Genomic DNA, 26,662 nt, shown 5'->3' with positions numbered 1-26,662 from the left:
CCCCCTCCATTCAAATGCACTTATTTATTGTCTATTTCTTCCTCTTATTATATTATAAAAATACAGAATTTTCTAAAACAGGGGGTTTATATGTTACAACAACAGTTAGAAAAAATTCGTAATAATAATTACATCATAGATAACACACTTCATATTGATTCTTTAAGTTCCAGTATGCTTGAACATATCGGTGTTACTGATAGCTACTTAAGGGACAAACTCATCTACTCTACTTTTTATCATCTCATCAAAAATCGCTACCTTTCACACACACAATTACAGAAACTATTATTAGAAAGCATCGGTGAAAAATATTTATTGTATAAGATTCATTCAGATGATGAAGATGCTGTATTTACTCGTGCATTTACGACCTTATTAATTGCGCTCATTATAGATGCAGATACAACTCATAATTTCTTATCACAGAATGATATTTTAACTGTAAAAGATCAATTAATTCTATATATGAACAATGAACATGATTTCCGCGGATATGTGCAAGACCACGGCTGGGCACATAGTATCGCACATGCTTCCGATACATTTGAGGCGCTTGTTCATAGTCCTAAACTAGAAACTTTACATTACGAAGAGATATTAAAAACTTTGTTAAACAAAGTTTGTGTCCATTCTATTTACTACAAATATGAAGAAGACGAGCGTCTCGTTTATCCGATTGTCGCAATGCTGCAAAATGGCCTAAAAGAAGAAATACTCATATTAGCCCTTCGTGACTTAGTAGCTCAATTACTGGTCCAAAAACAAGCACTACCTATTGAATCGTACGAGTTTTTATATGGAAATACAAAATCTTTCTTACGTAGCTTATTTTTCAGACTACGCACACTTTCTATATGTGAAGAAACCGAATTCGAAATTGAAAAATTGCTACAAGAGCTTCCAAAATATTATTAAAAAAGAAGGCCACTCAAAAAGTGCCTTCTTCTATTTCACTAATATTTAATTGAAATTTCACGATCCAAACTGAGAAAAGGTGGACAAGAAGCGCAAACGCCATACATGCTCCACTTAAAAAAGTTAGTATAGGATGCGAATACACGTGCCCCAACCCATAGGATATCGCCACGAAAAACATTGTTATGTAAATATAAATTGCTCCATGTATTTGCCTCATATAAACCTCCTTTTCCCATATTATAACATAAATTTTCTGATTATTCACATTAATTACTTGTAATCAATATTTCTCAACTGTTACACCTCTTACAGCAGCCTTAATATACGGTGACCCTTGTAAACTTTGTAAATCCTCTGTTTTTCCTGTTACGACTATACCGTATATTGGTAGGTCTTTGGGTTTGGTGTTTTTTATTTCTTTATCCCGCATTAACGGGCAGTAAGACCTCACATCAAAATTCAGCGGAAGCAAGAAGTTAGATGGGGGATGAACCCCACACTGATTAAAGTTTCACTTTATAGTTTATCCTAAAATATTCTCAGTATCCCTCTTTATTTTCACTTAAAGACATCCAAATGCAGCTTTTATAAATTGTTTCATAATAAAAAGCACATCCATTTTGATGCGCTTCTCTGAAATACTATTCTATTATTTCATCGCTTCCTTCACAACATCTTGAATCATAACAACTTCTGTTTTCATATCAATAGACGGTGCTTCTTCATCGATACATTCATACCAAAATGCTAAGTGCTTTTTATCAATTTCATGATGCGAATTTTCGACAAAAATACCACCTTCTCCTTGCACAGAATACCAATATAAGTACTCTTCTCCATCTCTTATTTCCCGGAAAATTGTCTCAACGTACATTTTTTCGTCGTTTAATGTCAAAAGCACTTCTTTCAAATTGTCATTAAGAAGCTGCATCCATTCATCTACTCGATGACTCTTACCAGGCTTAACTTTAAATCTTGTTAATTCTACATTCATTTTTATTCCCCCGTTTTCTTACGTACAAACAAACTATATTCTATTGGATGATAAAAACTTAATTTACTAGCTAATTTTCGCGAAGGAATATTGTCTACATAACAATCCCAGCTCGGTATAATGTCATTTTGCATGCAATGTTCAATGAACCTTGTCGCAACAGCTTGAGCTAATCCTTTCCCTTGATGCGCTTCATGTGTTGCAATATCTATTTCAGCAAAACCATTCCCGCTAAATATTGAGACACATTCAGCTACAATTATCCCATCTTGTTCTATACAAAATCCAAAACCACTGTTCAAAAACGTTTCTTTTGATCCCCAATACTCTTTGTAGTACTCCTCTTTAAATTCACTGCTGCGCTCTATATCTCTTCTATCAATACGCTTCACTTCATATGTATTTTTGTTAAAATCTCGTTGACTCTCTTCAAAGGTTACGCTTTGAAATTTCATTCGCGGGATGTTCCGAAGTACATTACTAAAACGCTCTTCTATCATCATTTCCCACTCTTCACTCGAAGTGAACAGTGTAAATCTCTTCTCTGTTTTTTCAATAGCCGTTTTTAAATATGAAAATAACTCTTCGTTATAATTTTGATCATCCGTATCACCAAATAAATAATAGATACCATTAGCTGTAATAATTAATCCTGCTGTTAATTGCCCGTTTATAAAAACCTCACCATCTATCATTTGATCACATACCGCATAAGCAAACGTCGTCGTTCTTGTATTACCTTCTAAAACCGGAAGAACTTTTCTATAATCGGCTACAGATAATTTTTTCATAATTGCTCCACTTTAATCGTATCAGCCTCTATATGTTCAAAACAAAGATTTACCGTTCTCTTTAATGCTCTCGTTCTATGAATCGTACATGCTGGAATTAAAATAGAATCCTTTGGCTTTAAAACCGCTGTTTCTCCATCTTCAAAATCAATAAGTAATTCTCCCTCTAGCACAATAAATAATTCATCCGAATTAGAATGATAGTGCCAATCATATTCACCAGTAAATACAGCGATTCGTAAACAATGACTGTTTATATTTGAAACGACGAAGTTTTTATGTTGATCTTGAATGTCTTTTGTTAATTCTATTAAGTTCACAGTTTCCATATTTCATCCCATCCTTTCGTTAGTCGTTCTTCTGAAAAATTAACTTAACCTCCACCATCACTTGAGCTACTACAATCACTACTACTGTAGTGACCGAATCCACTTGATGTGCTTGAAGTGTATGAAGATTTTTTGCTTCTTTTTCTATCTTTTTTACTTTCATGACTAGGCCATACTGTAGCAAAGAGTATAACGAATAAGGCTAATTCTATTACAACAAGTATAAATTCTAGAATGCTCTCAATAATATTGGGAGTTATCCCAAAACTGTAAAACACTCCAAATGAATACATACACAAAATTACATACAGAGCCATACAAATATACCGGAATGTTTTTTCTATCATAATGACTACTTTTTGTGAAAAAGGTATGTTCTGTTTCTGTTTTTTCTTTATGTACTTTTGTCTTTTAGCTTGCTTTTGCTTCCTTTTTTTACTCCCCATTGAATCCCCTCTTTTATTATATAATTCTAAATTATCATAATAAAAATCGATTTACACCAATAAATAACAATTATTCACATGTTATTTCCCCATATAAAAAAGACCCTCCTTATGAAAAGGAAGGTCTCAAATGTATTTCTATTATGATAAAGCAGGAGCTTTTTCAAGTAACTCTTTCGCATCAGCGTATTGTAAGCCGTGAGCTTCTGCAACTGCTTCGAATGTTACATATCCATCTAATGTGTTAATACCTTTTAATAATGCAGAGTTGCCTAGGCAAGCATCTTTATAGCCTTTGTTAGCAATTTGTACTGCATATGGTACTGTTACGTTTGTTAATGCAAGAGTTGACGTACGTGGAACCGCACCTGGCATATTAGCAACTGCATAATGAACAACGCCATGTTTTTCGTAAGTTGGGTTGTCATGAGTTGTAATACGATCAGTTGTTTCGAAAATACCACCTTGGTCAATCGCAATATCTACAACGACAGAACCTTGTTCCATTGATTGAATCATTTCTTCAGTTACAAGTTTTGGCGCTTTTGCACCTGGAATTAATACTGCTCCAATAACAAGGTCAGATTCTTTAACAGCTTCTGCAATGTTGTATGGATTAGACATTAATGTTTTTACTTGGTTACCGAAAATATCATCTAATTGACGAAGACGTTCTGCACTTAAGTCAATGATTGTTACATCTGCACCTAAACCTACTGCAATCTTAGCTGCATTTGTACCAGCTTGACCACCGCCGATGATTGTTACTTTGCCGCGTTTTACCCCTGGAACGCCTGCAAGTAAAATACCTTTACCGCCTTTGTTTTTCTCAAGGAATTGTGCACCGATTTGTGCAGACATACGACCAGCTACTTCACTCATAGGTGCAAGTAATGGTAAAGAACGATTGTCTAATTGTACTGTTTCGTATGCAATTGATGCAACTTTGTTATCGATTAATGCTTTCGTTAATTCTGGTTCTGGAGCTAAGTGTAAGTATGTGAATAAAATTAAACCTTCACGGAAATAGCCGTATTCACTTGCTACTGGCTCTTTTACCTTCATAACCATATCTTGATTCCATGCTTCTTCAGCAGTTTCTACAAGTTTCGCACCAGCTTGTACGTATTCTTCATCCGTAAAACCAGATCCTAAACCTGCTCCTTTTTGAACAAAAACTTCATGACCATTTTGTACTAAATGTACTGCTCCCGCTGGCGTCATTGCCACACGGTTTTCATTGTTTTTAATTTCTGTTGGAATACCGATACGCATGATTAGTTCCCCCTTGAGTTATGAAATGACCCCTGAATCATTTTTTAAAGCGCTTTCTACGCTCATATATTTTAACATAATATCTCAATATTTGACAAAAAATAATACAAGTTTTCCGATAGATTTAATTTTATATTAAAAGACAGTATTATCCGCACCTCTCAGCACAATGGATAAACTGTCCAATTATTTGAAACTTCATCTTATTTTATTCTATCGATGTCTATGAATAACATCCACTGCACCAGTCACTTCAATAATTGTACCGGTAATCATATCGGAATCGTCCTCACATAAAAACGAAATGGTTCTTGCAATATCTTCACCTGTTCCAGATCTACCAATCGGTGTGTTATGCTCTTTTAGCTGACGTGCTTCTTGAATAGTCGCCTCTTTCATATCGCCAATAATATCACCAGGACATACCATGTTCGCAGTAATACCATACTCCGCTTCTTCATAAGCAACTGTTTTCGTTAATGAAACAAGTCCTACTTTCGCCGCTGCAAAAGCTGAACGATAAATCCATCCCGGTGCACTATCCGCCCCTTGAAATCCGTAATTAATAATACGGCCAAAGTTCTGTTTTCTCATGACCGGAACGACAAGTTTTAATAAATGAAATACCGCTGTTAAATTTCCCTGAATCATTTCATTCCATTCATCTTCTTCATAATCAACTAACTTTTTTCGTTCAAATACATATGGACCAGCATTATTAATTAAAAAGTCAATTTTGCCAAAACGGCTCATCGCTTCTTCTACTATTTTATGTAAATCTTCCTTCTTCGTGACATCTGCTTGCACGAATTGTAGACGCTCTTCCACATCTTTATATGTTTCTTTCATCGTTTCCATAGCGGTGATATCGCTATGGTACGTTACTGTTACTGAATAGCCTTTAGCCAATAACTTTTCTGTTACTTGCTTTCCTAAACCTTTCGTACCGGCTGTAATGAGCGCATGTCTCACAAAACTGCCCCCTTTTAAATTGCTATACTTCATATGTAACAAGTTCTCGCTCCAATTACAACTAAAATGAATTGAAACAGAGTTTTCAAAATTCTGTAACGTTTCTGGCAAGCACGTTACCAAAATTTGTTTTATAATTAAGTTGTAAACAGTTATAAAACAGATTGGGAGGAATTTACTATGAATAATACATATACAAATATTTTAATCGCGGTGGATGGTTCTAAAGAAGCAGAAAAAGCCTTTAAAAAAGCAATTCAAGTCGCAAAGCGCAACAATGCAACATTAACAATCGCTCATATCGTTGATGTAAAAGCGTACTCAGCAGTAGAGGCTTATAGCCGTGCAATTGCTGAACGTGCAAATCTATTTGCAGAAGACTTATTAGAAGACTACAAAAAAACTGCGCTTGAAGCTGGTCTTGAAAAAATTGAAACTGTATTAGAATTTGGTAATCCTAAATCTAAAATTTCAAAAGAAATCGCTCCAAACCATAAAGTAGATTTAATTATGTGTGGTGCGACTGGTTTAAATGCTGTTGAACGCTTCCTAATCGGTAGCGTCTCTGAACATATTATTCGCTATGCGAAATGCGATGTCCTTGTTGTTCGTGGTGATGAGGAGCAAGGTGATCTTTAATTTACAGATAAAACACCAAGTCCACATAGGCTTGGTGTTTTTCATTTTATCAACTTCACTATAAACACAAGACATGCTACGACAACAACGGTAATTGCCAATACATAAGGCGGCAGAAACTTCAAAGACCATAATGCCATCATGATTGTCGCAACTGTTAAATACGTTTGCTTTGCATCTTCTGTCATTTTTTTACGAAGTAAGAAGACGTACAAATAGCCAATTGGCGGCGTAATGAAACAAAGAACATATATGATTTTTGATTTTAAATACCATTTTTGTTCTCCAAGTTTCTTTATATCCCCTTCTATTCTCTTATACTCTTGTTCTCTCGCTTCTTCTACAAGTGGGTCTTCCTCTTCTCCTCGCTTTTCTTTCATATAAGGAAGAAAGTGCATAAAAAAATAGTATGCGAATACGAACGCTCCAAATCCAATATTTAATCTTTCTAATGGAATATGCTCACTAAAAAAAGCAGCAGTAAGCACTAAAGACAAACAGTACGTCATCATCCAAAATGAACGTTTTCTCTTTTTCCATTCCATTTCTTTTTTACCTTGTATATCTTTTCTTTTCGAAAGCCATATAGAAATAAAGCAATCTACTACAAATAGAGAAAAGATAAATATCGCAACATGTACTGTTTCTACATTTCCAAATGAAAATACGTTTGGGAATGCAACATGCAATACAATTAGCGTGTACAAAATTAGCCCTATAAAATAAATACGTCTCATTTTTCATCCCTTTCTTATTTCCTAACATTACGTTAACATACATTTTTTAGAAATAGACGGACAAAATATATATGTGTAAAAAAGGAGGATGCTATATGGATGATTCTGAACGCATTATTTTAGACGTGAACGGAAAAGAAATTGAAATGCTAGATACGATTCGCACTCATTTTAAAGAGAAACATGGCGTTGAACTAAGTAATGGGGCATTGCTTCGTGATTTGATGGATATTGAGTATATTCGAATTACGGAAGATCGACATAAGTATGATTAATTTTGGGCTATAAAAAAAAGAAGGTAAGCTTCTCTCCATCAAGATTAGCGTACCTTCTTCCCTATAAAATCAATCAACTTCTAACAAACTCTCCAACTAACCCCTTCGCCTTCTCCAAAGCGTTTTTGATTTGTTCAAACCCTGTCCCACCAGCACTGTTACGACGCTTTACAGCCGCATATGGTGAAAGAACTTCATACAAATCTTCTTCAAATAAAGAGCTCATTTCTTGATATGTTTCAAGCGGGACATCTAATAAATAAATTCCTTTTTGTGTGCAATGTAGCACTAACTTCCCAACAATTTCATGAGCTTGACGGAATGGTAGTCCTTTGTTTGCTAAGTAGTCGGCAATTTCTGTTGCGTTGGAGAAATCTTGCGTCACAGCTTGCCCCATTTTTTCTTTGTTTACAGTCATCGTTTCAAGCATGCCCGCCATAATATGAAGGCATCCTTCTACTGTTTTGACTGTATCAAACATTCCTTCTTTATCTTCTTGTAAGTCTTTATTGTAAGCGAGTGGTAATCCTTTCATTACTGTAAGTAAACTGAATAAATTACCGTATACTCTGCCTGTTTTACCACGGATTAGTTCCGCCATATCCGGATTTTTCTTTTGCGGCATAATGCTACTTCCTGTCGCGTATTGATCGCTCATTTCAATAAATTGAAACTCTTGGCTACTCCATAAAATAAGTTCTTCACAAAAGCGTGATAAGTGCATCATAAGTATAGATGAGTTACTTAAAAACTCCAGTATGAAATCACGATCACTTACTGCATCTAAACTATTTTCATAGATTCCATTAAACCCAAGAAGTTCCGCACTATATTCTCGGTCGATCGGGAATGTCGTCCCAGCTAGCGCTCCTGCTCCTAATGGGGAGATATTAATACGCTTTAATGAATCTTCATAACGATTCACATCACGCTCTAACATCCAAAAGTAAGCAAGAATATGATGAGCAAATGAAATCGGCTGGGCACGCTGCAAGTGCGTATAGCCCGGCATAATGGTTTCAATATTATTTTCTGCTTGTTGAACAAGAACAGTTTGCAATTGTTTTGTAGCTTTTATAATATGTTCTACCTTTTCTTTTAAATACAAATGCATATCTGTCGCCACTTGATCGTTACGACTTCGGCCTGTATGAAGTTTCCCTCCTACTTCACCGATTTTTTCAATTAACATCTTTTCAATATTTAAATGAATATCTTCAGCTTCAACCGAAAAATGTAATTTATTTTGTTTCACTTCTTCTAATAAATATTGAAGACCTATCTTTATTTTCTCTGCTTCTTCTTTCGTCACGATGCCCTGCTTTGCTAGCATCGTGACGTGCGCAATACTTCCTTTTATATCTTGATTTACTAATTGTTGATCGAAGGAGATGGATGCTCCGAACTCTTCAACCCATGCTTCCGCTTCTTTTGTAAAACGTCCGCCCCAAAGTTTGCTCACGCTTCCACCTTCTTTTGATTCACTTGGCTGTATACTTTCGTCGGTAAACCGAATAATGAAATGAATCCAACTGCTGCATCATGATTAAATTCATCTTGAGCAGTATATGTTGCTAATTTTTCATCGTATAAAGAGTATTCAGATTTACGTCCTTCTACAATCGCATGACCTTTAAATAATTTCACACGCACTGTACCTGTTACATTCTTTTGCGTTTCTTGTAAAAATGCATGAAGCGCTTGTTTTAAAGGTGAGAACCATAAACCGTTATAAATAAGTTCTGTTATTTTCTGTTCAATCACTGGTTTAAAATGCGCTACTTCTTTTACGTGTGTTAAATCTTCCAACTCTTTATGCGCAGTGATTAACGTCATTGCTGCTGGGCATTCGTATACTTCACGAGATTTAATACCGACAAGACGATTTTCTACGTGATCAATACGTCCAACACCGTGTTTTCCAGCAAGCGCATTTAACGTTTTAATTAATTCTGAAAGTGAATATGCAGTACCATTTAAAGTAGTCGGTACGCCTGCTTCAAATCCGATTTCTACAAACTCTGGTTTATTCGGTGTATCTTCTAATGCCAATGTCATCTCATATGCATCTTCTGGCGGCGCTGCCCATGGATCTTCTAAAATTCCACATTCGTTGCTGCGTCCCCATAAGTTTTGATCGATTGAAAACGGGCTATCTAAATTAATCGGAATTGGTACATCGTTTTCTTTTGCATATGCAATTTCTTCTTCACGTGACCATTTCCATTCACGTACAGGCGCAATCACTTCTAAGTAAGGATTTAATGCTTGGATAGAAACTTCAAAACGAACTTGGTCATTTCCTTTCCCTGTACATCCGTGTGCAACTGCAGTTGCGCCTTCTTGTTCTGCGATTTCCACTAATTTCTTCGCAATAAGCGGACGAGATAATGCAGAGACAAGAGGGTATTTCCCTTCGTATAATGTGTGTGCTTGCATCGCCATCAATGCATATTCATTCGCGAATTCTTCTTGAACATCAATCATATATGATTTAATTGCACCTACTGAAAGTGCCTTTTCTTTTACAAATGCTAAATCTTTACCTTCCCCTAAGTCTAAACAAAGCGCGATAATATCATAATTCTTCTCTTGTAACCATTTAATTGCAACGGAAGTATCAAGACCTCCGGAATATGCTAATACAACTTTTTTCTTCTCCATTTTGCATCCCCCTAAAGAATAAATATTCATTTTCTTTTATAATAATTCACACTTTACCACCTTTCACAAAATGTATCAAGAGTCATTTTCAAATTTTTTCAAACAATTTCGTCGAACTTCTTTCTGTTTTTCTGTACAATATAAGCAGGAAAACGGGGGTGAACTTATGGAAAAGTATTTCTTATACGATGAACATCTAGGAATTGAAATTCCGCATTTACAAGAAGACTGGGAAGAAATCCCCAAAAAAATGCAACATGCTATTTTACTAAAATGGGAACAAGTTCGCGGGAAAATTCCTGATCGTATAAAAGAACTTGAGCACTATATTAATACAAAACAACATTATTTAAATAACGAAGAAGACTTCGAAGTTTCTTGTAAACTAAATTCAGAAATTGCCGATCTTGCTTCCATCATTAATGACCTTTGGCTTTGGTATCGACTCACTCAAAATGTATCTGAGGGAAAAGCACACCAATGAAAAAAGCATGCCCCTCAATTACTTTGGGTCATGCTTTTTTGTCGTAACATGATTTACAATATATTTCTTGTGCTGTTTTCGCCAAACATACATCGAATGGACCAACTAATATACTTCTTTCTTTCGGCAACTTTACAAAAGCAACAAGCTCTTCTTCATATTGAATTTTTTTCTGACATGAAACGCATATTAATTCTTTTCTTTTGAACATATCTTTTAACATGTCTTCACTCTCCCCTTCATCTATCTATATTAATATGCTCTCATAATAGTTAAGACTTGTAAAAAAATGACACATTCCGAATCGAATGATTCATATACTATGTACAAAAGGAGGTCTAAAGCTTATGCGTGCTTTCGTTATTATCGCTTTAACTTTTTTAAGTGTGATTAGTTGGGATGCGTTTTTTAAAGATAAAAGTGATGAAAAGAATACAACTGAATAAAACCCTTTTTTTCTTACTTATTGGACAAACCGTTACAAACTGTCCAATCCTCCGAAATAACTTAGGCTTTTCTACAAAAATATTTAAACATAACATTTTTTGTAGATTCCCTCCGTTTATTGTCGGTTTCCATCCGCATACATTTTTTAAAAGTATGATATAATAGTATAAATCTTGAAGGAAGGGATTTTGATATCATGATCGCTCGAAGGAGCATGTGGCATCGTATTGACGAATCATACACGTAGCGTATTTTTTAGCTCAGATACTTTAGTCTAGCGAAAAAAATACGAGAGTGGGGAAATTATGATTGCCCGAAGGATAATTTGGCAAAAAAAAGACTCTTCTTACACATAGCGTTTTGTTTAGGACTTAATTGTTACTAACTAAACAAAACACAGAAGAGCAGGATTGCTAAATGACGAATCCTACTCCACGTTTTGTTTAGTCGTTTTAAGACTTAAACTAAAACGAAGGTAGGGAGAATTGATGGACGAGAGGATTATTCGTTATTTCTTCAGCGACATATAGCGTAGTTAGTTTTTTCGTAAACTAACTGAAAGCTACATGTGAGCTCGTAGTTAGTTTACAACACAAAAAGGACTACTAACTACGGAAAGAAGGAATAACGATGAGGAACATCCAAAGTCGGCAAATTATTAAAGAAATTTTTATGGTTTTAATCGGTTCATTTATTTTAGCAGCAGCGCTATATCACATTCACTTCCAAAACCACTTAACAGAAGGTGGCTTTGTAGGAATTGCACTATTCATTCAAAACTTTTATGATATTTCACCATCTATTTCAACTGTATTAATGGATATCCCAATTATTTTACTATGTGCTTCATTTTTAGGTAGAAAAATGGTTGGCTATTCATTCTTAGGTTCAATTTCATTCGGAGTATTTTATTCCTTTATGGAAAATTATTCTCCATTTACGGTAGATTTATCAAATAACTTATTTATAGCTGCAGTAGTTGGCGGTGCGTTAGCTGGTATTGGACTCGGTTTTATATTGCGATTTGGCGGTGCAACCGGTGGAGACGATATTTTAACAATTGTATTAAGTAAACGAACTCGTTTTACAATTGGGCAAATTTTCTTCGTCTTTGACGCGATTGTTCTTGCGCTTTCATTATATTATTTAAATTGGACAGAAATTGCTTTTACTATTCTTTCGATTGCCGTACAGGCAAAAACATTGGATTTAATTTATTATCCAAAAACAGAAAAAACAGCAGAAAAGCAGCCAGTATCTGTTCCAATGTCCAAAAAACATGCAACAAATTAAAAAAGCGAAAGGCTTCGGCCTCTCGTTTTTTTTTATGCTCTTTTTTCTTTCTCGACTATATGGCGCACTTGATAAAATCTATTTGCAAATTCAGTAACGTTTCTTGTTAAACGATAATTCACTGTAGATCCAATTGCCATTCCAATTACCGGAATACCTTGGAATAATTTACGACGAAGAGCATAAATCGAAAATGTCTTCAAAATTTGTTTTAACACAACTTCAGTAGAAGCTGTTTGTAACACTGCTTCGTCTCCTTCATAAAAGAACGAATCTTCTTGTTCCAGCTCTTGCAATAAATTGTACCATGCGTATTGCTGAAGTCTTCCTGGTAGTAATGACGCGTGAAACACCTTTAACGCAAGCATCATTTCGTATGGCTTGTTCACATCATGTCCAAATGATGTTGCAATAAGTTGGACTGCCTTCACATTTAACGCGATCATAACCGGAAAATCCGCCGTTAATAATAATAAACCTCCAGCACCTGTCGCCCCGCCTTGCACAAATGAATATAGACGATGACGTGCTGTTTGCTGCTCTGCTATGTATGTTAACTGATCAATAGATAATGCTTTCAAATCTTCAAGCTGTTCAATCGATTCATCAAATAATCTCGATGTTCCTAAAATCCGATTACGTGCGTCTAACTGTGCTTGTGAACTTTGAATAAATGCATGCAAATGAAAGAGCCATCCATCTGCTTTCGTGAAGAATTCTTTTCGCTTTTTCTCAGGTAATTTCGCAACTGTAGTATGTAACCATTTATCAAACACTTTTTGAAAATCGGTCGCTTCTTGCTCAACTAATTGCGCTTCCCATTCTTTTATATTGTCTAAAATGGCTTGTTCTCGCTTCGATCGCATCGTAACAACCACCTCGTTCGATTTTTTTCTATTGTAACATATTTCTGCTTATTCTTTACAAATATGCTTGTATATCTCTTTTCACATACCCTTTATGAGTGACATAAAATAATAGCAAAAAGGATGAGATACTTCACATGAATCTATCCAATCTAAAACAAAACTATAACGCAGTATTCAGCTTAGGACAAAACTGTTGGCCTGCTTGGGCATTATATCAATTAGAATTATCACCATTTTTTGGCGTTATTGATTTTATGCTAAGTCCTTCATTAACGAAAGTAAATTTATTATTACAAAATCGATTTGACCGTTTTTTAAATTTCGAAAATCTATCCTTCATCTCATTTTGGGATGATGATGCCAAATTAAGATTAAGGGACAACCTTTATGAAATTGACTCCTGTCATGACTTTAAAACAGATGTAAACACACCAAATTATTGGCCTTCTTATACAGAAATTAAGTTAAACTATGAACATCGAATTAATCGTTTTCTAACTACAATTGAAACGGCAGAATCCATATTGTTTATTCGAACTGGAGGAACATATGAAGAAGCATGTTCCCTAGAACAAATTTTATCTCAAATCGTTACACATACATTCTCTGTCCTATTACTAATTCCTGCCGATATACCAACTATCACCCAAGAAGATTGGGGATTACAACGTACTTGCGTTATGAAATGTCCTATTATGGATGTATACCAATACAATGAAGCATTTTGGAAAGACTTATTTGATGGAATTACAGTTAGACCACACACTTAAATACACGATACTTTTATCACACCATACATTATAATCGTCCTTATACAAAACAAATAAGGAGTGATTCTATATGTATCCACGTGCAAAAGCTTTCGGTCTTGCTGTACATCAAGATCGCCTTCTCGTACAAGAATATCATACAGAAGGCGAAACATATTATCGTCCTCTTGGCGGTTCCATTGAACTTGGTGAAAAATCAGCACATACTGTTATTCGGGAGTTTACAGAAGAGCTTCATACGGAGATAGAAATCATCAATTATTTAGGTTGTTTAGAAAATGTCTTTCATCTAGATGGGGGCATTGGTCATGAAATTATTCAACTATATTCTTTGCGTTTATTAGACACGTCACTATATGAAATGAAAATATTAAATATACAAGATGAGGAAACAGTAGCGTATGCGAAATGGATTCCTATTACGGCATTCATTCAGAAAGAAAAAATATTATATCCGGATGGAGTTTTAAAATATATCCAAAAGAAAAAAGACGAAATCCTATAGGATCTCGTCTTTCTTTTCATATATTAACCAATATCTCCAAGACGTAGTACGTCACGAGCAATCATAACTTCTTCGTCAGTTGGAATTACGATAATTTTTACTGGAGAGTGTGGGAAGCTGATGAATGCTTCTTCACCGAATACGTTATTACGTTTTGCATCAAAGTATACGCCCATGTACTCAAGGCCTTCTAATACGCGCTCACGAATAATCGCACTGTTCTCACCTACACCAGCTGTGAAGATGATTGCGTCTACACCTTTCATACGAGCAGTGTAAGAACCGATGTATTTGTGGATACGGCTTACGAATACATCAAGTGCTACTTTCGCACGGTGGTCGCCTTCTTCTTCTTTCGCAATGATGTCACGTAGGTCACTAGAGTAACCAGTAAGACCTAACATACCACTCTTCTTGTTTAATACGTTAACTACTTCTTCTACTGTTTGGCCTGTTTTTTCCATGATGTATGGAATTAACGCAGGGTCAAGGTTACCAGAACGTGTACCCATTGTTACACCAGCAAGTGGAGTGAAGCCCATAGAAGTATCGATAGATTTACCGCCTTCTACTGCTGCGATACTTGCACCGTTACCTAAGTGACAAGAAAGTAAGCTTAAGCTTTCAATTGGACGACCTAATAATTCAGCCGCACGCTCAGTTACATATTTATGAGAAGTTCCGTGGAAACCGTATTTACGGATGCCGAATTTTTCATAGTACTCATATGGTAAGCTGTATAGGAATGCAGATTCTGGCATTGTTTGGTGGAATGCTGTATCGAATACTGCTACTGCTGGTACGTTTGGTAATACTTCTTGGAATGCTTTAATACCAACAACGTTTGCTGGGTTATGAAGTGGTGCTAAATCGCTTAATTCTTCGATATCAGCTAATACTTCATCAGTAATTAAAACAGAGTCAGCAAATTTTTCGCCGCCGTGAACAACACGGTGACCGATACCGCCAATCTCATCTAGAGATTTAACGATTCCGTTTTCAGTTAATTTTTTAAGAAGCATATTAACTGCTACTGCGTGATCTGGAATGTTTGTAATTTCTTTTTGTTTTTCGCCATCTACAGTAATAGTGAAGATACTATCTTCTAAACCGATACGTTCTACTAAACCTTTTGTTAATACTGTTTCACTTGGCATTTCAAATAATTGGAATTTTAAGGAAGAGCTTCCTGCGTTAATCGCGATGATTTTTGACATCTAGTCTTTCGCCCCTTTTTTTCTTGGTAGTTGTGTGGATGTTTCCACAAACCGCTCGATTTTATCTAATCAAATTTACTAAATATGAAAACGTTTCATCATTAGCAAATTTTATACTCACGATTTTAATTTAAACATCGTCCGACATATATTTCAAGTGAAAAAATTGTAACACCAAGAAAAAATATATATTACAGATTTCAAAAAAATTCAGTTAAATCTAGTATATATTTAAAAATATGACATATTATATAAAACTGTACTACATGAATCACTAACTCTGTTACATATACCCAGCTTTATTTATGTGTTGCAAACCAAGTATTTAATTGATCCATAATGTTCTCCATCGCCTTCATGTTAGAGAATTTAGGCAACTCCACTAATAACGCCTGTTTTGGCATTGTTACATTAGAGCCTTTCTTTTGGAGAACAAATATACTTTTTGCATTTTTCTCGTTTTTAAACATGGAAACAGGTAGCTGTAATAACCCTTGAATAAAGCATGTTTCTTTAATAAATGCATGTAATTTTGGTGCCTGTTCACTTTCAAAAATAAAGTTTGGTACTAAGAAGAATAAGTACCCGCCCTCTTTCGTATGTTTCACACTTTGTTCAATAAATAAGTGATGAGCATACGACATTCCTTCATCTGCTTTTAATTTATATTCACTGGCACCGATTTCGTTTGGATAGTAACCAATCGGTAAGTCTGAAACGACTGCATCAACTGGATCGATATAAAGTGGTGCTAGTCCATCTTGATGGAAGAATTCGATTGCATGCTTTTGTAAATTTGCATTTACTAAAGCAAGTTTAATTAGCACTTCATCCACTTCTACACCAAATCCACTCATTGTTAGTCCTTCTTTGGCGCTATTAAACACTGTAGTCATTAAATTTCCTGTTCCAATTGCAGGATCTAAAACTGTAATTTCGTTTTGACCTTGCATAAATTTATGGAATAAGTAACTCATGAACATCCCAACTGCATCAGGCGTCATTTCGTGATTCGCTTGTACGCCTTCTTTCATTCCTTTTAAGATGGCTAACTGAAATGCTTTACGAATTTCTTCACCTTTATATGTTTCTTCATTAAACGTACTATATTCACGATTCAGCCTTTCAATTGCTGATTCGGATAATTCCTCTTGTAAAATCGCTCCCTCAAACAAGTTATCACCTGTTTCTACAAGCGCCTCTAAATATGTCACATCTAATTCTTTACGTAAAACTACCGCAGAAGAATCAAAAATAGAAAATAATGTTTCCACTGTCTGACTCACGTACATTCCTCCTTCTCTCTTTTACACATAACTTATATCATACCACAAAGTGATTTTTTCCAAAAAGAAAAAACGACCTCTTTATAAGAGGTCATTTCCTTCACATTACTTTGCAGATTTAGCTGCTTCTAATGCTGCTTCATAGTTTGGATGGCTTGTACCTTCGCCTACGTATTCTACGTAAACTACTTTGTCGTTGCTATCTACTACGAATACTGCACGAGCAAGTAAACGAAGTTCTTTCATTACTAAGCCGTAAGCTTCACCGAATGAAAGGTCACGGTGGTCAGAAAGTGTTACAACATTTTCTAAACCGTTTGCTGCACACCAGCGTTTTTGAGCGAATGGTAAATCAGCGCTAATTGTTAATACTTTTGCGTTTTCAATACCTGCTGCATCTTGGTTAAAACGACGTGTTTGTGCATCACACACACCTGTGTCGATTGAAGGTACAACACTAATTAATTTTACTTCGCCTTTGTATGTTTCTAAACTTACTGGAGATAAGTCGTTTGCTAATACTTGGAAGTTTGGCGCTTGATCGCCAACTTTAACTTCTGTTCCAACTAAAGTCATTGGATTACCTTTAAAAGTTACGTTTGCCACTTGAAAATCCTCCCTTATTTAAACAAAATATGTACAATGTAAATGATAGTTTGTCCCTATCGATAATGCAAATAAAATCGCTTTATTTACAAAAAAATAAAAGAAGCTAACCTATTGATTAGCTTCTTTATTCGTTAAATTTGAAATTCAGGATCATCTTCTTTTCGTTTATCCATCATTTCTTTCACTTTATCAACAGCTTGTGGCGCTAATTCAATTATTTTATCGATGACATGCGTTTGCTTGTCTAAATGTAATACTTTCACACCATCTCCATTTATAACAAGAAAGGCAACAGGATTAATAGAAACTCCTCCTCCACTTCCTCCGCCAAATGGATGACGACCTGAATGTTCTACCCTACCAAATTCACTTCCACCAGCAGCAAATCCGAAACTTACTTTCGAAACAGTAAGAATTACACTTCCATCTGCCGCTTTAATTGGGTCACCAACAATTGTATTTACATCAGTCATTTGTTTTAAATGCTGCATTGCAGTTGTCATTAAACCTTGAATTGGATGGTCCATTCTATATCCCCCCTATGCTTGAACAGATTTTTCTGTCATACCAGATTTTTGCTGCCTCATAAATATGAGCAATTTCACCGCTGTTTTTATAGTACGAAATATACGAAAAGATGCCGTTAACTCGCATCTCGATGCAAATCCTTTCCCTTGAAAAACAGGAGTAATTTCAAATTCTGGTACATCGACAATATGCATATATTGTCCGACAACTCCAGCAGCCATTCCTTTTGTCCCCCATGCATATCCAGTGACAATTCCAGTACTAGCTGCGTCGCCTGCTCCAATTTGCGTATGCCATTTCCAACCATTGATTTTCACTCGTTTGAGAAAATCTTTAACGATAGTATGAACTTTTTGAAGCCTTTTTATCAGTTCCCCAATACTGTCAAGTTGCGCCATAATTTTATTATCTAGTCCGCCGTCCTCTTCAGCTTTTTCGATTTTCTGTCCTGTTTTTTTCTGCTGTTTTTCAATTCTTTCCAATACATCAAATGTATATCGAATCATCCATATTTTCACTTGAAATAAACATTGCTTTTCCATTTCTGAATATAAAAATGTCACCTTAAGCGATATTTTCGACAATAGTATAAGCAAAATAAAAAGGAGAAGAATTATTATTCCAATTACGAGCCACTTCATACGTATCATCCTTTCACTCCGTACCCATTATCGACAACTTTATTCATCATTAAACAGAGTTCCATAAGATTGAATATAAAAATTTTTCTAAAAATAAAAAGGTGTTTTGACAATTTGTATCGAAATATATTATTTGAACATATCATCAGGGAACGGACTCTAATGATATGTAGCACGAAAAACAGAAAATTTAACTGCAGTGGAGGGATACATAATGGCAGATCGTCGCAATTTATTTTTCTTTTATGGTGATGACAAAGCAACGCTCGTTGAAAAAATGAAACCAATCTATCGTATTTTAGAAGAGAATGGATTTACCATATTAGATCATCCAAAAAATGCAAACGCTATCGTCAGTGTTGGAGATGATGCAACCTTCTTACAAGCCGTTCGTAAAACTGGTTTTAGAGAAGATTGCTTATACGCAGGGATTTCTACGAAAGATGAAACTTCGTTCTACTGCGATTTTCACATTGATCACATTGATACAGCCCTTCAAGAAATTACAAAAAATGAAATTGAAGTGCGAAAATATCCAACAATTCAGGTAGATGTAGATCATGGTACATCTTTCTATTGTTTAAATGAGTTCTCATTACGTTCTAGCATTATTAAAACATTCGTTGTAGATGTTCACGTTGATGATTTATATTTCGAAACATTTAGAGGAGACGGTTTAGTAGTTTCTACCCCAACAGGAAGTACTGCTTACAATAAATCATTGCATGGTGCAGTTGTTGACCCACTTATTCCATGTTTCCAAGTAAGCGAACTAGCATCTTTAAACAACAACACTTACCGTACGCTCGGTTCACCGTTCATTTTAAATCACGAACGTACATTAACTTTAAAACTAAGACCAGACGGTAACGATTATCCTGTTATTGGCATGGATAACGAAGCGCTTAGCATTAAACAAGTGGAAAAAGCTGTTGTACGCTTAAGCGATAAACAAATTAAAACAGTTAAATTAAAAAATAATTCGTTCTGGGAAAAAGTACAGAGAACGTTTTTATAGGATTAAAATAACCGCAGAATTATGGAATTCCATAATTCTGCGGTTATTTATTTACCCCGATTGACGCGAACAATAATCTCTTACTATCCGGCCGTTATTCTTGTCAGTTTTTGTCGGTAAGTCGATATATTTTAATAATCGCTCATATATTTCGAGTTACGGTCGATATATTCCGAAAATCGCTGATATATTTTTACACATCTTTTCTATAGACAACTCGGCCATCTATTACAGTCATTTCTGCTTGTACTTCTTTTATTTCTTCTGCCTCAATTTCAAAAATATTGTGGTCTAATATTGTAAAGTCTGCTTCATATCCTTTTGTAATTTGCCCTCGTTTCGCTTCTTTTCCGATTGCATAGGCACTTCCTGTTGTAAATAAAGAAACAGCCTCATATACCGTTAATCTTTCCTCAGGCATATAGCATACACCGTCAATAAAACTTCTACGTGTAACAGCGCTATATATGCCTAGAAACGGATTTACTTGTTCAATAGGAGCATCTGAACCACCATTACAATGTAGTCCTGCTTCCAGTAATGTCTTCCAAGCATACGCATAACGAAGACGGTGTTCTCCCAGTTTTTCAATGACTGACGGAAAATCTGATGAAAGAAAGACTGGCTGTATATCGATAATGGCTTGCAAGTTTTTCATTCTTTCTATCAACTCTTCACGAGCAAGCTGACAATGAATAATGCGGTCACGTAACCCTTTTGCTGGTGGATATAATTCGAGTGCATCAATGACATATTCAAGCGATAAATCACCGATAGTATGAATCGCAACTGGCATATGTAAATCTCGTGCTTTCTTCACTAATTCCGCAAGTTCTTCACGTGAGAAAATTGCAACCCCATTCGTTTCCTTCGCATCTTCATACGGTTCACTTAATAATGCTGTTCTTCCGCCAAAAGAACCGTCAGAAAAAATTTTCATTGCCCCAAATTCAATATAATGTTCATTTTCATATTCTTTTCGTTCATGTGCTACTTCATGATGAACGAGCAAATGTGCTTTAAATGGCATTTCTTTTATAACGTGAGAAAACGCATTATATGTTTTTCTAAAACCACCGTAGTAATTTAAATCTTCCGTATGCCCGCCAACAAGTCCGTATTTCCAGCAATCTTTAATCGCTGTTTGCAAAGCTCTTTGTAAATACGCTTCATCAATTTCAGGCTGAACATGTTTAATTAATTCTTGTCCTTGTTCATATAAAAGTCCTGTTAACTTATTTGATGAATCCCTACCGATTTTCCCGCCTTTTGGATTTTGCGTCGCTTCTGTTATGTTCGCTTCTTGCAATATGTATGAATTCACCCATGTAACGTGACGACAAACTCGCTTTAATAAAATGGGGTGTTCTTTCGAAATTTCATCTAAATCACGCGCGTGAACATCTTTCGTATCTGTAAAGTTATTTTCATTCCATCCTTCTCCAATAATCCAAGAGCCCTTTGGAGCTTCTTTCACTCGCTTCTGAACAAGAGTAAGCACTTCACCATAAGATGTACAATTTGATAAATCTAGACGGAGTAATCTCTCTCCATGCCCAATAAGATGCATATGGCTATCAACGAGGCCTGGGATCATTGTTTTGCCTTTTAAATCGTGCAATGTAACCGCGGCATATTGGTTTTCTAACTCTTCTTTACTTCCAAAATCAACGATCGTACCGTTTTCAACGTAAACAGCGTCCACTTTTTCATTTTCTTCTCTCATTGTGTAAATGGTGCCGCCATACCAAATTTCTCCCATATATCCCATCTCCTTTATTTTTTATTGTATAAAAAAAAGCACCATTTCAAAACATGGTGCTTTTCTAAAAATTACTTTTGTTCAGTAGTAGACGTTGTAACTTGCCATTCAATATTAAATTTATCTTTTACTTGTCCGTATGCTGGGCTCCAGAATGTTTCTTGAAGTGGCATCATAACCTCTCCACCTTCTTGTAACTTATCGAATACTTCTTTTGCTTTTTCTGCATTACTAATTTGAATTGCGATTGTTACTTGAGATCCGATTGCATGTCCTTGACCTGGGAATGTATCAGAAATCATAAGATCCGTATTACCAACTTTTAAAGTAGCGTGTAAAACGCGCTCTTTCGCTTCAGCTGGAATAGGGTATTCTGGATTTTCAGGCATGTCACCAAAAGTTTGCATGACTTCTACTTTTGCATCTAAAGCCTCTTTATAAAACTGTACAGCTTCTTGCCCACTACCATCTAAAACTAAGTACGGATTAATACCTAAAATCATACGGACACCTCTTTTTTAAGTTTATAAAATCGAACCTGTGTTCGTTTTTATATTATCATTGTTTTACATTTCATTCAACTATTTACTTCACTGTTTTCAAAATTATTTTGACGGAATCTCCATCTCTTGTTTTCTAAGTTCAATACGGCGAATTTTTCCAGAAATCGTTTTTGGTAGTTCATCTACAAATTCAATTTTGCGAGGGTATTTATATGGTGCAGTGAGTTCTTTGACGTGTTGTTGGAGTGTTGGAATTAATGTTTCTTCGTTCTTTTCTATATTCTCTCTTAATACGATAAATGCCTTCACGACACTTCCGCGAATTTCATCCGGACTTGCGACAACCGCACATTCTCTTACGTAAGGATGTTTTACAAGCGCATCCTCTACTTCAAACGGCCCGATTGTATAACCAGAGCTAATAATGATATCATCACCACGCCCTTCAAACCAGAAGTAGCCATCTTCATCTTTCTTCGCTTTATCACCTGTAATATAATAATCACCGCGGAATTGCATCGCTGTACGCTCATCGTCTTTATAATATTGTTTAAAGAGTGCCGGCGTTTCAATGTGAACTGCAATATCACCAACTTCGCCTACTTTAACTGGAATACCTTCCTCATTTACGATATCGACGTGGTTACCTGGCGTTGGTTTCCCCATTGATCCTGGTCTAATATCCATCCCTTTCATTACACCAACAAGTAGTGTATTTTCCGTTTGCCCATAGCCGTCTCTTACTGTAATATCAAAGTGCTTTTGGAACGTTCCAATGACTTCTCTATTTAACGGCTCACCTGCGGATACAGCGCTATGTAACGCCTCTAAATTGTACTGACTTAAATCTTCTACCTTTGCCATTAATCTATACTCAGTCGGTGTACAACAAAGCACATTCACCTTATTATCGCCTAATAAATTTAAGTACGTTTTCGGTTCAAACTTACCGTTGTACACAAATCCTGTTGCCCCTGAACCGAGAGTTGCTAAAAACGGGCTCCAAATCCATTTTTGCCACCCTGGACTAGCCGTTGCCCATACAACATCATTCTCTTCAATTCCGAGCCAATTCGGGGCGCTTGTACGTAAATGAGCGTATGCCCACGCGTGCGTATGAACAACACCTTTCGGGTTTCCTGTCGTCCCAGACGTGTAAGATAAAAAGACCATATCTTCTTTATCTGTTTTCTCCATTTCTAACATGTCACTTTCTGTTTCTAATGCTGTTTTTAAATTGATCCACCCGTCTACTGACTGCTCGCTCAGGACGAATTTTTGAAGGGATTCCATTGCTTCTATATCATCAAACTGTCCAATGTACGGCTCATAGCTTACTATCGCTTTTACTTCGCCATGTCCAATTCGATATTCAATATCTTTTTTACGCAACATTTCCGAACTTGGAATTACGACAAATCCCGCTTTAATCGCAGCGATATACGTCATGTACGCTTCAATTAAACGCGGCATCATAATAAGGAGCTTGTCCCCTTTTTGTAAGCCACTTTTTATAAAAGCGTTTCCAATTTTATTTGCCCCTTGCATTAATTCAAAATATGTAACTTCTCGTCTATTCCCTTTATCATCTTGCCAAATTAAAGCAAGCTTCTCTTTATCGTCTGTATATTTCTCTATTTCTGAAACTAAATTATAAGATGGTGGTGCCAACAATTCCTCTCTCTTCATAAACATCCTCCTTTTTCTTTATGCCTCCCTTATATAATAAAGAATTTTCAGTAAATTTTGAACCCTCTTCTTTTGACAATTTTTTTATGCTTTTGTCGAAATGAATTTATACTAATATGAACAACAAAAAGAAAGAGCGGGAGAACCCGCTCTTTCTAAGCCATCATATGGGATTATTTTTGGTAACCGCCTAATTGTTGCTCAGCTAGTGAAACTAGACGTTTAGTGATTTCACCACCAACAGAACCGTTAGCGCGAGCTGTTGCATCAGCTCCAAGTTGAACACCAAACTCTTGAGCGATTTCGTATTTCATTTGGTCTAATGCTGATTCAGCACCAGGAACCGCTAATTTATTTGTGCTACGTGACATGTTATATCACCTCCTTGTGAGTATAGAGTGTGATAAATAACATGACTTCATACACGTTTTAAATATGGTAATTTATGGTTTTAGAAAAGTTCTTCAAATTTTTCTTCTTCCGCCACTACTTCAACCGTTTGTAATACCATTGTTTCTTTGTTCGCTACAGCTTCTTCGATTAACGGTGTGAAATCGTATTTCGCTTCAAATCGATTTGCTTTTTCACGCTTCGGCTTCGTCGCCGGGCTAGCTGGTGTGAATACTGTACAGCAATCTTCGTATGGACGAATTGAAATATCATACGTGCCGATTTCTTCAGCAATTTTAATAATTTCTAATTTATCCATCGTAATAAGCGGACGAATAACTGGGTAGTTTGTTACTTCGTTAATCGTATGCATGCTATCTAATGTTTGGCTTGCTACTTGTCCAAGACTTTCACCAGTTGTGATTGCAAGTGCGTTACGCTCCTCAGCAATCTGCTCTGTAATACGCATCATCATACGGCGCATAACCGTCATTGAATAGCTAGATGGGATTTCTTTATTAATCGTTTTTTGCACTTCTGTAAACGGAATAAGGTGAAGCGTTACACGTTTACAGTATTTCGTTAACTCTTGTGCTAAATCGATTACTTTTTGTTTTGCACGCTCACTTGTGAAAGGTGGGCTATGGAAGTGAACTGCTTCCACAGATACGCCGCGTTTCATCGTTAAGTACGCTGCTACTGGGCTATCAATACCACCAGAAAGAAGTACCATTACTTTTCCGCCAACGCCAACTGGTAAACCGCCAGCTCCCATGTGCTCACCACACATAATATAGCTGTAACCACTGCGAATTTCTACACGTACATTCACATCTGGATTATGGACGTCTACTGTGATATCCTCTGTATTTTCTAAAATGTGCCCACCGATTTCTGGAAGTAACTCCATCGTCTTCATTGGGAAGCGCTTATCAGAACGGTGCACTGTAATTTTAAATGTTTTCACATCATCTTTTACTTGTAAGAAAGCTGCTAATGCACCTTTTTTAATGTCTTCTAATTCTGATGGTACTTTCATCGCTAAGTTAAACTTATGAATACCAAATACGTCTTTCAATCTTTCAGAGATTGCTTCATGATCTTCACCATTTAACTGGATGTACATACGGTCATGCGTTGCATCAATTTTAATATTTGGGAACTTTTTCAGTTTGAACTTCACGTTATCTTTTAATGTGCTTACAAATTTAGAACGGTTTTTACCTTTTGTCGTCATTTCTCCGTAACGCACTAAAATATATTCATATGTCATCATATTTCTTTACCTCATCACTTCATATAATTTTGGCATCGTCTCTTTTACAATACCTTCAAATTGTTTTACTTCTTCCATCGTGTTGTCTGGTGCCAAACTAATACGAATAGCACTTGCAGCTGCTGCATGCGGCACTCCCATTGACACTAACACTCTGCTCACTTCATTTGCTTTTGAAGAACAAGCAGACTTCGTCGATACATATACACCGTGCTCTTCTAAAGCATGAACGACTACTTCTGGTTTTAAACCAACAAATGATACATTTAAAATGTGCGGTGCTGCATATGCAAGCGATGTATTAATCGTCACATCTTCCATCTCTTTAAAGAAGCTGACAAGCTCTGCTTGTAAACTTTGCAAATGAGCTACCTTTTCTTTCACTTGTTCCATTGTCATGCGAAGTGCTTTCACCATCGCTACAATGCCAGGTAAATTCTCTGTACCAGAGCGATACTTAAGCTCTTGTTGACCACCTGATAAAATCGGATCTAATCTTACGCCATCACGTATATAAAGAAGACCCGTTCCTTTTACACTGTGGAATTTATGTCCAGATATTGAGCAAAGATCAATATGAGAAGCATATAAATCAAGCGGTACTTTTCCTATCCCTTGTACATGATCTACATGGAATCTTATTTTCGGATGATTCGATAATAACGTTCCAATTTCAGCAACGGGCTGAATTGCTCCAGTTTCGTTGTTCACATGAATAATTGATACAAGAATCGTATCTTCACGAAGTGCTCGTTTTACATCCTCTACCGATACAACACCATGCTCGTTAACCGGTAAATATGTTACATCATATCCGAGTTCTTCTAATTGCTTATATGCCTCAAACACAGACGCGTGTTCAATATTTGTTGTAATGATATGTTTGCCGCGCGAACGATTCCTCATCGCTATCCCTTTAATCGCAAGGTTGTTCCCTTCCGTTCCACCTGATGTGAAAATAATTTCAGAAGGTTTAACGTGAAGAAGCTGCGCTGCAATCGTTCTTGATTGTGTTAATAGACGCTCTGCCTCTCCTCCAAGCGAATGAATAGAAGAAGGATTACCAAAATATTTCCCAGCAACCGTCACGTACGATTGAAGAGCTTCTGGATATGGCTTCGTCGTCGCACTATTATCAAAATAGATCATCGTTCTTCCCCTTTCAGCGCTATCACATCATATAATCATATCATAAATACGTGTCATTACGCTAAGACTACGCAAAGGTTCCGTTTTATCCCGATTAGTGAATAATAATAATTAGTGAGATACCCCCACTGATTACAGTTTCACTTTATTTTGAAACGAATAACCTTACTGTATTCCGCTATT

At 36.0% G+C, this 26,662-nt stretch carries 31 protein-coding genes and 1 pseudogene; 8 read left to right on the top strand and 24 right to left on the bottom strand.

Features of this window, described 5'->3' with window-relative positions:
* Nucleotides 1-90: 90 nt before the first annotated feature.
* Nucleotides 91-918, top strand: a complete 828-nt coding sequence (locus tag DN400_RS12355; RefSeq protein ID WP_016080089.1) for a DUF2785 domain-containing protein — start codon at nt 91-93, stop codon at nt 916-918.
* Nucleotides 919-931: 13 nt separating this feature from the next.
* Here the strand turns inward: DN400_RS12355 and DN400_RS12350 are convergent, their stop codons facing one another.
* From DN400_RS12350 to DN400_RS12315, 8 genes and pseudogenes are all read right to left on the bottom strand, one after another.
* The gene (locus tag DN400_RS12350; protein ID WP_001248905.1) at nt 932-1,138 is read right to left on the bottom strand and encodes a hypothetical protein; all 207 of its coding nucleotides are present in this window, start codon (nt 1,136-1,138) and stop codon (nt 932-934) included.
* A gap of 63 nt (nt 1,139-1,201) precedes the next feature.
* Nucleotides 1,202-1,342, bottom strand: a pseudogene (locus DN400_RS12345) (anti sigma factor C-terminal domain-containing protein); the annotation flags it as partial.
* A gap of 228 nt (nt 1,343-1,570) precedes the next feature.
* The gene (locus tag DN400_RS12340; protein WP_001100204.1) at nt 1,571-1,915 is read right to left on the bottom strand and encodes a DUF6176 family protein; all 345 of its coding nucleotides are present in this window, start codon (nt 1,913-1,915) and stop codon (nt 1,571-1,573) included.
* 2 nt (nt 1,916-1,917) lie between these two features.
* Complete coding sequence (locus tag DN400_RS12335; RefSeq protein WP_000736718.1) at nt 1,918-2,706, bottom strand: GNAT family N-acetyltransferase; 789 nt, start codon at nt 2,704-2,706, stop codon at nt 1,918-1,920.
* The gene (locus tag DN400_RS12330) at nt 2,703-3,035 is read right to left on the bottom strand and encodes a cupin domain-containing protein (protein WP_000450930.1); all 333 of its coding nucleotides are present in this window, start codon (nt 3,033-3,035) and stop codon (nt 2,703-2,705) included. The genes DN400_RS12335 and DN400_RS12330 overlap by 4 nt, the downstream gene beginning before the upstream one ends.
* A 44-nt stretch (nt 3,036-3,079) precedes the next feature.
* Nucleotides 3,080-3,481, bottom strand: coding sequence for a hypothetical protein (locus tag DN400_RS12325; RefSeq protein WP_000534959.1), 402 nt, complete (start codon nt 3,479-3,481; stop codon nt 3,080-3,082).
* 141 nt (nt 3,482-3,622) lie between these two features.
* A complete protein-coding gene (ald, locus tag DN400_RS12320; protein ID WP_147801693.1) occupies nt 3,623-4,756 on the bottom strand; it encodes an alanine dehydrogenase in 1,134 nt (377 codons plus the stop codon).
* A 213-nt stretch (nt 4,757-4,969) separates the two neighbouring features.
* The gene (locus tag DN400_RS12315; protein WP_002024902.1) at nt 4,970-5,761 is read right to left on the bottom strand and encodes an SDR family oxidoreductase; all 792 of its coding nucleotides are present in this window, start codon (nt 5,759-5,761) and stop codon (nt 4,970-4,972) included.
* Nucleotides 5,762-5,908: 147 nt separating this feature from the next.
* On the opposite strand from DN400_RS12315, the gene DN400_RS12310 reads away from it, so the two are divergent.
* Nucleotides 5,909-6,367, top strand: coding sequence for a universal stress protein (locus DN400_RS12310; RefSeq protein WP_001066672.1), 459 nt, complete (start codon nt 5,909-5,911; stop codon nt 6,365-6,367).
* A gap of 41 nt (nt 6,368-6,408) precedes the next feature.
* Here the strand turns inward: DN400_RS12310 and DN400_RS12305 are convergent, their stop codons facing one another.
* A complete protein-coding gene (locus DN400_RS12305; RefSeq protein ID WP_147801692.1) occupies nt 6,409-7,104 on the bottom strand; it encodes a hypothetical protein in 696 nt (231 codons plus the stop codon).
* A 95-nt stretch (nt 7,105-7,199) separates the two neighbouring features.
* Between DN400_RS12305 and DN400_RS12300 the strand changes: the two genes are divergently transcribed.
* On the top strand, nt 7,200-7,379 hold the full coding sequence (locus tag DN400_RS12300; protein WP_000342760.1) for a hypothetical protein: 180 nt from the start codon (nt 7,200-7,202) through the stop codon (nt 7,377-7,379).
* 73 nt (nt 7,380-7,452) lie between these two features.
* Here DN400_RS12300 and argH read toward each other — a convergent pair whose 3' ends face one another.
* Together argH and DN400_RS12290 are read right to left on the bottom strand one after the other, a co-directional pair.
* Entirely contained in the window at nt 7,453-8,841 is a 1,389-nt protein-coding gene (gene argH / locus DN400_RS12295; RefSeq protein ID WP_065229430.1) for an argininosuccinate lyase, read from the bottom strand.
* Nucleotides 8,838-10,043 (bottom strand): argininosuccinate synthase, encoded by a 1,206-nt coding sequence (locus DN400_RS12290; protein WP_000412317.1) that lies wholly within the window; start codon nt 10,041-10,043, stop codon nt 8,838-8,840. The genes argH and DN400_RS12290 overlap by 4 nt, the downstream gene beginning before the upstream one ends.
* 166 nt (nt 10,044-10,209) lie before the next feature.
* Here DN400_RS12290 and DN400_RS12285 point away from each other — a divergent pair, with 166 nt between their 5' ends.
* Nucleotides 10,210-10,527, top strand: a complete 318-nt coding sequence (locus DN400_RS12285) for a radical SAM protein (RefSeq protein WP_065229431.1) — start codon at nt 10,210-10,212, stop codon at nt 10,525-10,527.
* Nucleotides 10,528-10,555: 28 nt separating this feature from the next.
* Here the strand turns inward: DN400_RS12285 and DN400_RS12280 are convergent, their stop codons facing one another.
* Entirely contained in the window at nt 10,556-10,750 is a 195-nt protein-coding gene (locus DN400_RS12280) for a hypothetical protein (protein ID WP_000910278.1), read from the bottom strand.
* A gap of 854 nt (nt 10,751-11,604) precedes the next feature.
* Here DN400_RS12280 and DN400_RS12270 point away from each other — a divergent pair.
* Nucleotides 11,605-12,267, top strand: coding sequence for a YitT family protein (locus DN400_RS12270; RefSeq protein WP_001244515.1), 663 nt, complete (start codon nt 11,605-11,607; stop codon nt 12,265-12,267).
* 32 nt (nt 12,268-12,299) lie between these two features.
* Here the strand turns inward: DN400_RS12270 and DN400_RS12265 are convergent, their stop codons facing one another.
* The gene (locus DN400_RS12265; RefSeq protein ID WP_001256853.1) at nt 12,300-13,133 is read right to left on the bottom strand and encodes an EcsC family protein; all 834 of its coding nucleotides are present in this window, start codon (nt 13,131-13,133) and stop codon (nt 12,300-12,302) included.
* Nucleotides 13,134-13,270: 137 nt separating this feature from the next.
* Here DN400_RS12265 and DN400_RS12260 point away from each other — a divergent pair, with 137 nt between their 5' ends.
* Both DN400_RS12260 and DN400_RS12255 read left to right on the top strand, forming a co-directional pair.
* Nucleotides 13,271-13,906, top strand: a complete 636-nt coding sequence (locus DN400_RS12260) for a DUF1796 family putative cysteine peptidase (protein WP_001054296.1) — start codon at nt 13,271-13,273, stop codon at nt 13,904-13,906.
* Between the two features lie 70 nt (nt 13,907-13,976).
* Nucleotides 13,977-14,411 carry an NUDIX hydrolase gene (locus DN400_RS12255; RefSeq protein WP_016512247.1) on the top strand — a complete coding sequence of 145 codons (435 nt, stop codon included), beginning with the start codon at nt 13,977-13,979 and terminating at the stop codon, nt 14,409-14,411.
* Between the two features lie 23 nt (nt 14,412-14,434).
* Here the strand turns inward: DN400_RS12255 and ackA are convergent, their stop codons facing one another.
* The 5 genes from ackA to DN400_RS12230 all read right to left on the bottom strand — a co-directional run bounded on the left by ackA (nt 14,435) and on the right by DN400_RS12230 (nt 18,701).
* Nucleotides 14,435-15,628: an acetate kinase gene (ackA, locus tag DN400_RS12250; protein ID WP_000034575.1), complete on the bottom strand. Its 1,194-nt coding sequence runs from the start codon at nt 15,626-15,628 to the stop codon at nt 14,435-14,437.
* A 299-nt stretch (nt 15,629-15,927) separates the two neighbouring features.
* Nucleotides 15,928-16,914, bottom strand: a complete 987-nt coding sequence (locus tag DN400_RS12245; protein WP_016512246.1) for a class I SAM-dependent methyltransferase — start codon at nt 16,912-16,914, stop codon at nt 15,928-15,930.
* Between the two features lie 105 nt (nt 16,915-17,019).
* Nucleotides 17,020-17,520, bottom strand: a complete 501-nt coding sequence (gene tpx / locus DN400_RS12240) for a thiol peroxidase (protein ID WP_000024527.1) — start codon at nt 17,518-17,520, stop codon at nt 17,020-17,022.
* Nucleotides 17,521-17,654: 134 nt separating this feature from the next.
* Nucleotides 17,655-18,050 (bottom strand): GerW family sporulation protein, encoded by a 396-nt coding sequence (gene ytfJ / locus DN400_RS12235; protein ID WP_000350007.1) that lies wholly within the window; start codon nt 18,048-18,050, stop codon nt 17,655-17,657.
* 12 nt (nt 18,051-18,062) lie between these two features.
* Entirely contained in the window at nt 18,063-18,701 is a 639-nt protein-coding gene (locus DN400_RS12230; protein ID WP_002094156.1) for a DUF2953 domain-containing protein, read from the bottom strand.
* Nucleotides 18,702-18,906: 205 nt separating this feature from the next.
* Here DN400_RS12230 and DN400_RS12225 point away from each other — a divergent pair, with 205 nt between their 5' ends.
* Nucleotides 18,907-19,710, top strand: a complete 804-nt coding sequence (locus DN400_RS12225; protein WP_000785183.1) for an NAD kinase — start codon at nt 18,907-18,909, stop codon at nt 19,708-19,710.
* A gap of 193 nt (nt 19,711-19,903) precedes the next feature.
* Here DN400_RS12225 and DN400_RS12215 read toward each other — a convergent pair whose 3' ends face one another.
* The 6 genes from DN400_RS12215 to DN400_RS12190 form a co-directional block, all read right to left on the bottom strand.
* Nucleotides 19,904-21,472 (bottom strand): amidohydrolase, encoded by a 1,569-nt coding sequence (locus tag DN400_RS12215; RefSeq protein ID WP_097821768.1) that lies wholly within the window; start codon nt 21,470-21,472, stop codon nt 19,904-19,906.
* 71 nt (nt 21,473-21,543) lie between these two features.
* Nucleotides 21,544-21,975 (bottom strand): VOC family protein, encoded by a 432-nt coding sequence (locus tag DN400_RS12210; protein ID WP_000600352.1) that lies wholly within the window; start codon nt 21,973-21,975, stop codon nt 21,544-21,546.
* A 102-nt stretch (nt 21,976-22,077) separates the two neighbouring features.
* Entirely contained in the window at nt 22,078-23,664 is a 1,587-nt protein-coding gene (mbcS, locus tag DN400_RS12205) for an acyl-CoA synthetase MbcS (protein ID WP_065229434.1), read from the bottom strand.
* Between the two features lie 173 nt (nt 23,665-23,837).
* Nucleotides 23,838-24,035: an alpha/beta-type small acid-soluble spore protein gene (locus DN400_RS12200; protein ID WP_000091640.1), complete on the bottom strand. Its 198-nt coding sequence runs from the start codon at nt 24,033-24,035 to the stop codon at nt 23,838-23,840.
* Between the two features lie 80 nt (nt 24,036-24,115).
* On the bottom strand, nt 24,116-25,330 hold the full coding sequence (thiI, locus tag DN400_RS12195) for a tRNA uracil 4-sulfurtransferase ThiI (RefSeq protein ID WP_000989274.1): 1,215 nt from the start codon (nt 25,328-25,330) through the stop codon (nt 24,116-24,118).
* Nucleotides 25,331-25,336: 6 nt separating this feature from the next.
* Nucleotides 25,337-26,479 (bottom strand): cysteine desulfurase family protein, encoded by a 1,143-nt coding sequence (locus DN400_RS12190; protein ID WP_000638982.1) that lies wholly within the window; start codon nt 26,477-26,479, stop codon nt 25,337-25,339.
* Between the last annotated feature and the right edge of the window lie 183 nt (nt 26,480-26,662).

The sequence above is a fragment of the Bacillus sp. AR8-1 genome (genome assembly GCF_008042345.1).
Lineage (GTDB): Bacteria > Bacillota > Bacilli > Bacillales > Bacillaceae_G > Bacillus_A > Bacillus_A cereus.
Note: the sequence above shows the minus strand (reverse complement) of the source record. Positions and strands in the feature narration are given on the sequence as shown.

Bases quoted from the DNA above. Each gene is read 5' to 3' on its own strand.
- DN400_RS12230 (WP_002094156.1), bottom strand. From the start codon at position 18,701: ATGATACGTATGAAGTGGCTCGTAATTGGAATAATAATTCTTCTCCTT.
- DN400_RS12350 (WP_001248905.1), bottom strand. From the start codon at position 1,138: ATGAGGCAAATACATGGAGCAATTTATATTTACATAACAATGTTTTTC.
- DN400_RS12190 (WP_000638982.1), bottom strand. From the start codon at position 26,479: ATGATCTATTTTGATAATAGTGCGACGACGAAGCCATATCCAGAAGCT.
- DN400_RS12305 (WP_147801692.1), bottom strand. From the start codon at position 7,104: ATGAGACGTATTTATTTTATAGGGCTAATTTTGTACACGCTAATTGTA.
- DN400_RS12265 (WP_001256853.1), bottom strand. From the start codon at position 13,133: ATGCGATCGAAGCGAGAACAAGCCATTTTAGACAATATAAAAGAATGG.
- thiI (WP_000989274.1), bottom strand. From the start codon at position 25,330: ATGATGACATATGAATATATTTTAGTGCGTTACGGAGAAATGACGACA.
- DN400_RS12355 (WP_016080089.1), top strand. From the start codon at position 91: ATGTTACAACAACAGTTAGAAAAAATTCGTAATAATAATTACATCATA.
- DN400_RS12280 (WP_000910278.1), bottom strand. From the start codon at position 10,750: ATGTTAAAAGATATGTTCAAAAGAAAAGAATTAATATGCGTTTCATGT.
- DN400_RS12300 (WP_000342760.1), top strand. From the start codon at position 7,200: ATGGATGATTCTGAACGCATTATTTTAGACGTGAACGGAAAAGAAATT.
- DN400_RS12335 (WP_000736718.1), bottom strand. From the start codon at position 2,706: ATGAAAAAATTATCTGTAGCCGATTATAGAAAAGTTCTTCCGGTTTTA.
- DN400_RS12210 (WP_000600352.1), bottom strand. From the start codon at position 21,975: ATGATTTTAGGTATTAATCCGTACTTAGTTTTAGATGGTAGTGGGCAA.
- DN400_RS12310 (WP_001066672.1), top strand. From the start codon at position 5,909: ATGAATAATACATATACAAATATTTTAATCGCGGTGGATGGTTCTAAA.
- mbcS (WP_065229434.1), bottom strand. From the start codon at position 23,664: ATGAAGAGAGAGGAATTGTTGGCACCACCATCTTATAATTTAGTTTCA.
- DN400_RS12315 (WP_002024902.1), bottom strand. From the start codon at position 5,761: ATGAAGTATAGCAATTTAAAAGGGGGCAGTTTTGTGAGACATGCGCTC.
- DN400_RS12255 (WP_016512247.1), top strand. From the start codon at position 13,977: ATGTATCCACGTGCAAAAGCTTTCGGTCTTGCTGTACATCAAGATCGC.
- DN400_RS12285 (WP_065229431.1), top strand. From the start codon at position 10,210: ATGGAAAAGTATTTCTTATACGATGAACATCTAGGAATTGAAATTCCG.
- DN400_RS12270 (WP_001244515.1), top strand. From the start codon at position 11,605: ATGAGGAACATCCAAAGTCGGCAAATTATTAAAGAAATTTTTATGGTT.
- DN400_RS12325 (WP_000534959.1), bottom strand. From the start codon at position 3,481: ATGGGGAGTAAAAAAAGGAAGCAAAAGCAAGCTAAAAGACAAAAGTAC.
- DN400_RS12260 (WP_001054296.1), top strand. From the start codon at position 13,271: ATGAATCTATCCAATCTAAAACAAAACTATAACGCAGTATTCAGCTTA.
- DN400_RS12200 (WP_000091640.1), bottom strand. From the start codon at position 24,035: ATGTCACGTAGCACAAATAAATTAGCGGTTCCTGGTGCTGAATCAGCA.
- DN400_RS12225 (WP_000785183.1), top strand. From the start codon at position 18,907: ATGGCAGATCGTCGCAATTTATTTTTCTTTTATGGTGATGACAAAGCA.
- ald (WP_147801693.1), bottom strand. From the start codon at position 4,756: ATGCGTATCGGTATTCCAACAGAAATTAAAAACAATGAAAACCGTGTG.
- DN400_RS12290 (WP_000412317.1), bottom strand. From the start codon at position 10,043: ATGGAGAAGAAAAAAGTTGTATTAGCATATTCCGGAGGTCTTGATACT.
- DN400_RS12330 (WP_000450930.1), bottom strand. From the start codon at position 3,035: ATGGAAACTGTGAACTTAATAGAATTAACAAAAGACATTCAAGATCAA.
- DN400_RS12340 (WP_001100204.1), bottom strand. From the start codon at position 1,915: ATGAATGTAGAATTAACAAGATTTAAAGTTAAGCCTGGTAAGAGTCAT.
- ackA (WP_000034575.1), bottom strand. From the start codon at position 15,628: ATGTCAAAAATCATCGCGATTAACGCAGGAAGCTCTTCCTTAAAATTC.
- ytfJ (WP_000350007.1), bottom strand. From the start codon at position 18,050: ATGGACCATCCAATTCAAGGTTTAATGACAACTGCAATGCAGCATTTA.
- DN400_RS12215 (WP_097821768.1), bottom strand. From the start codon at position 21,472: ATGGGAGAAATTTGGTATGGCGGCACCATTTACACAATGAGAGAAGAA.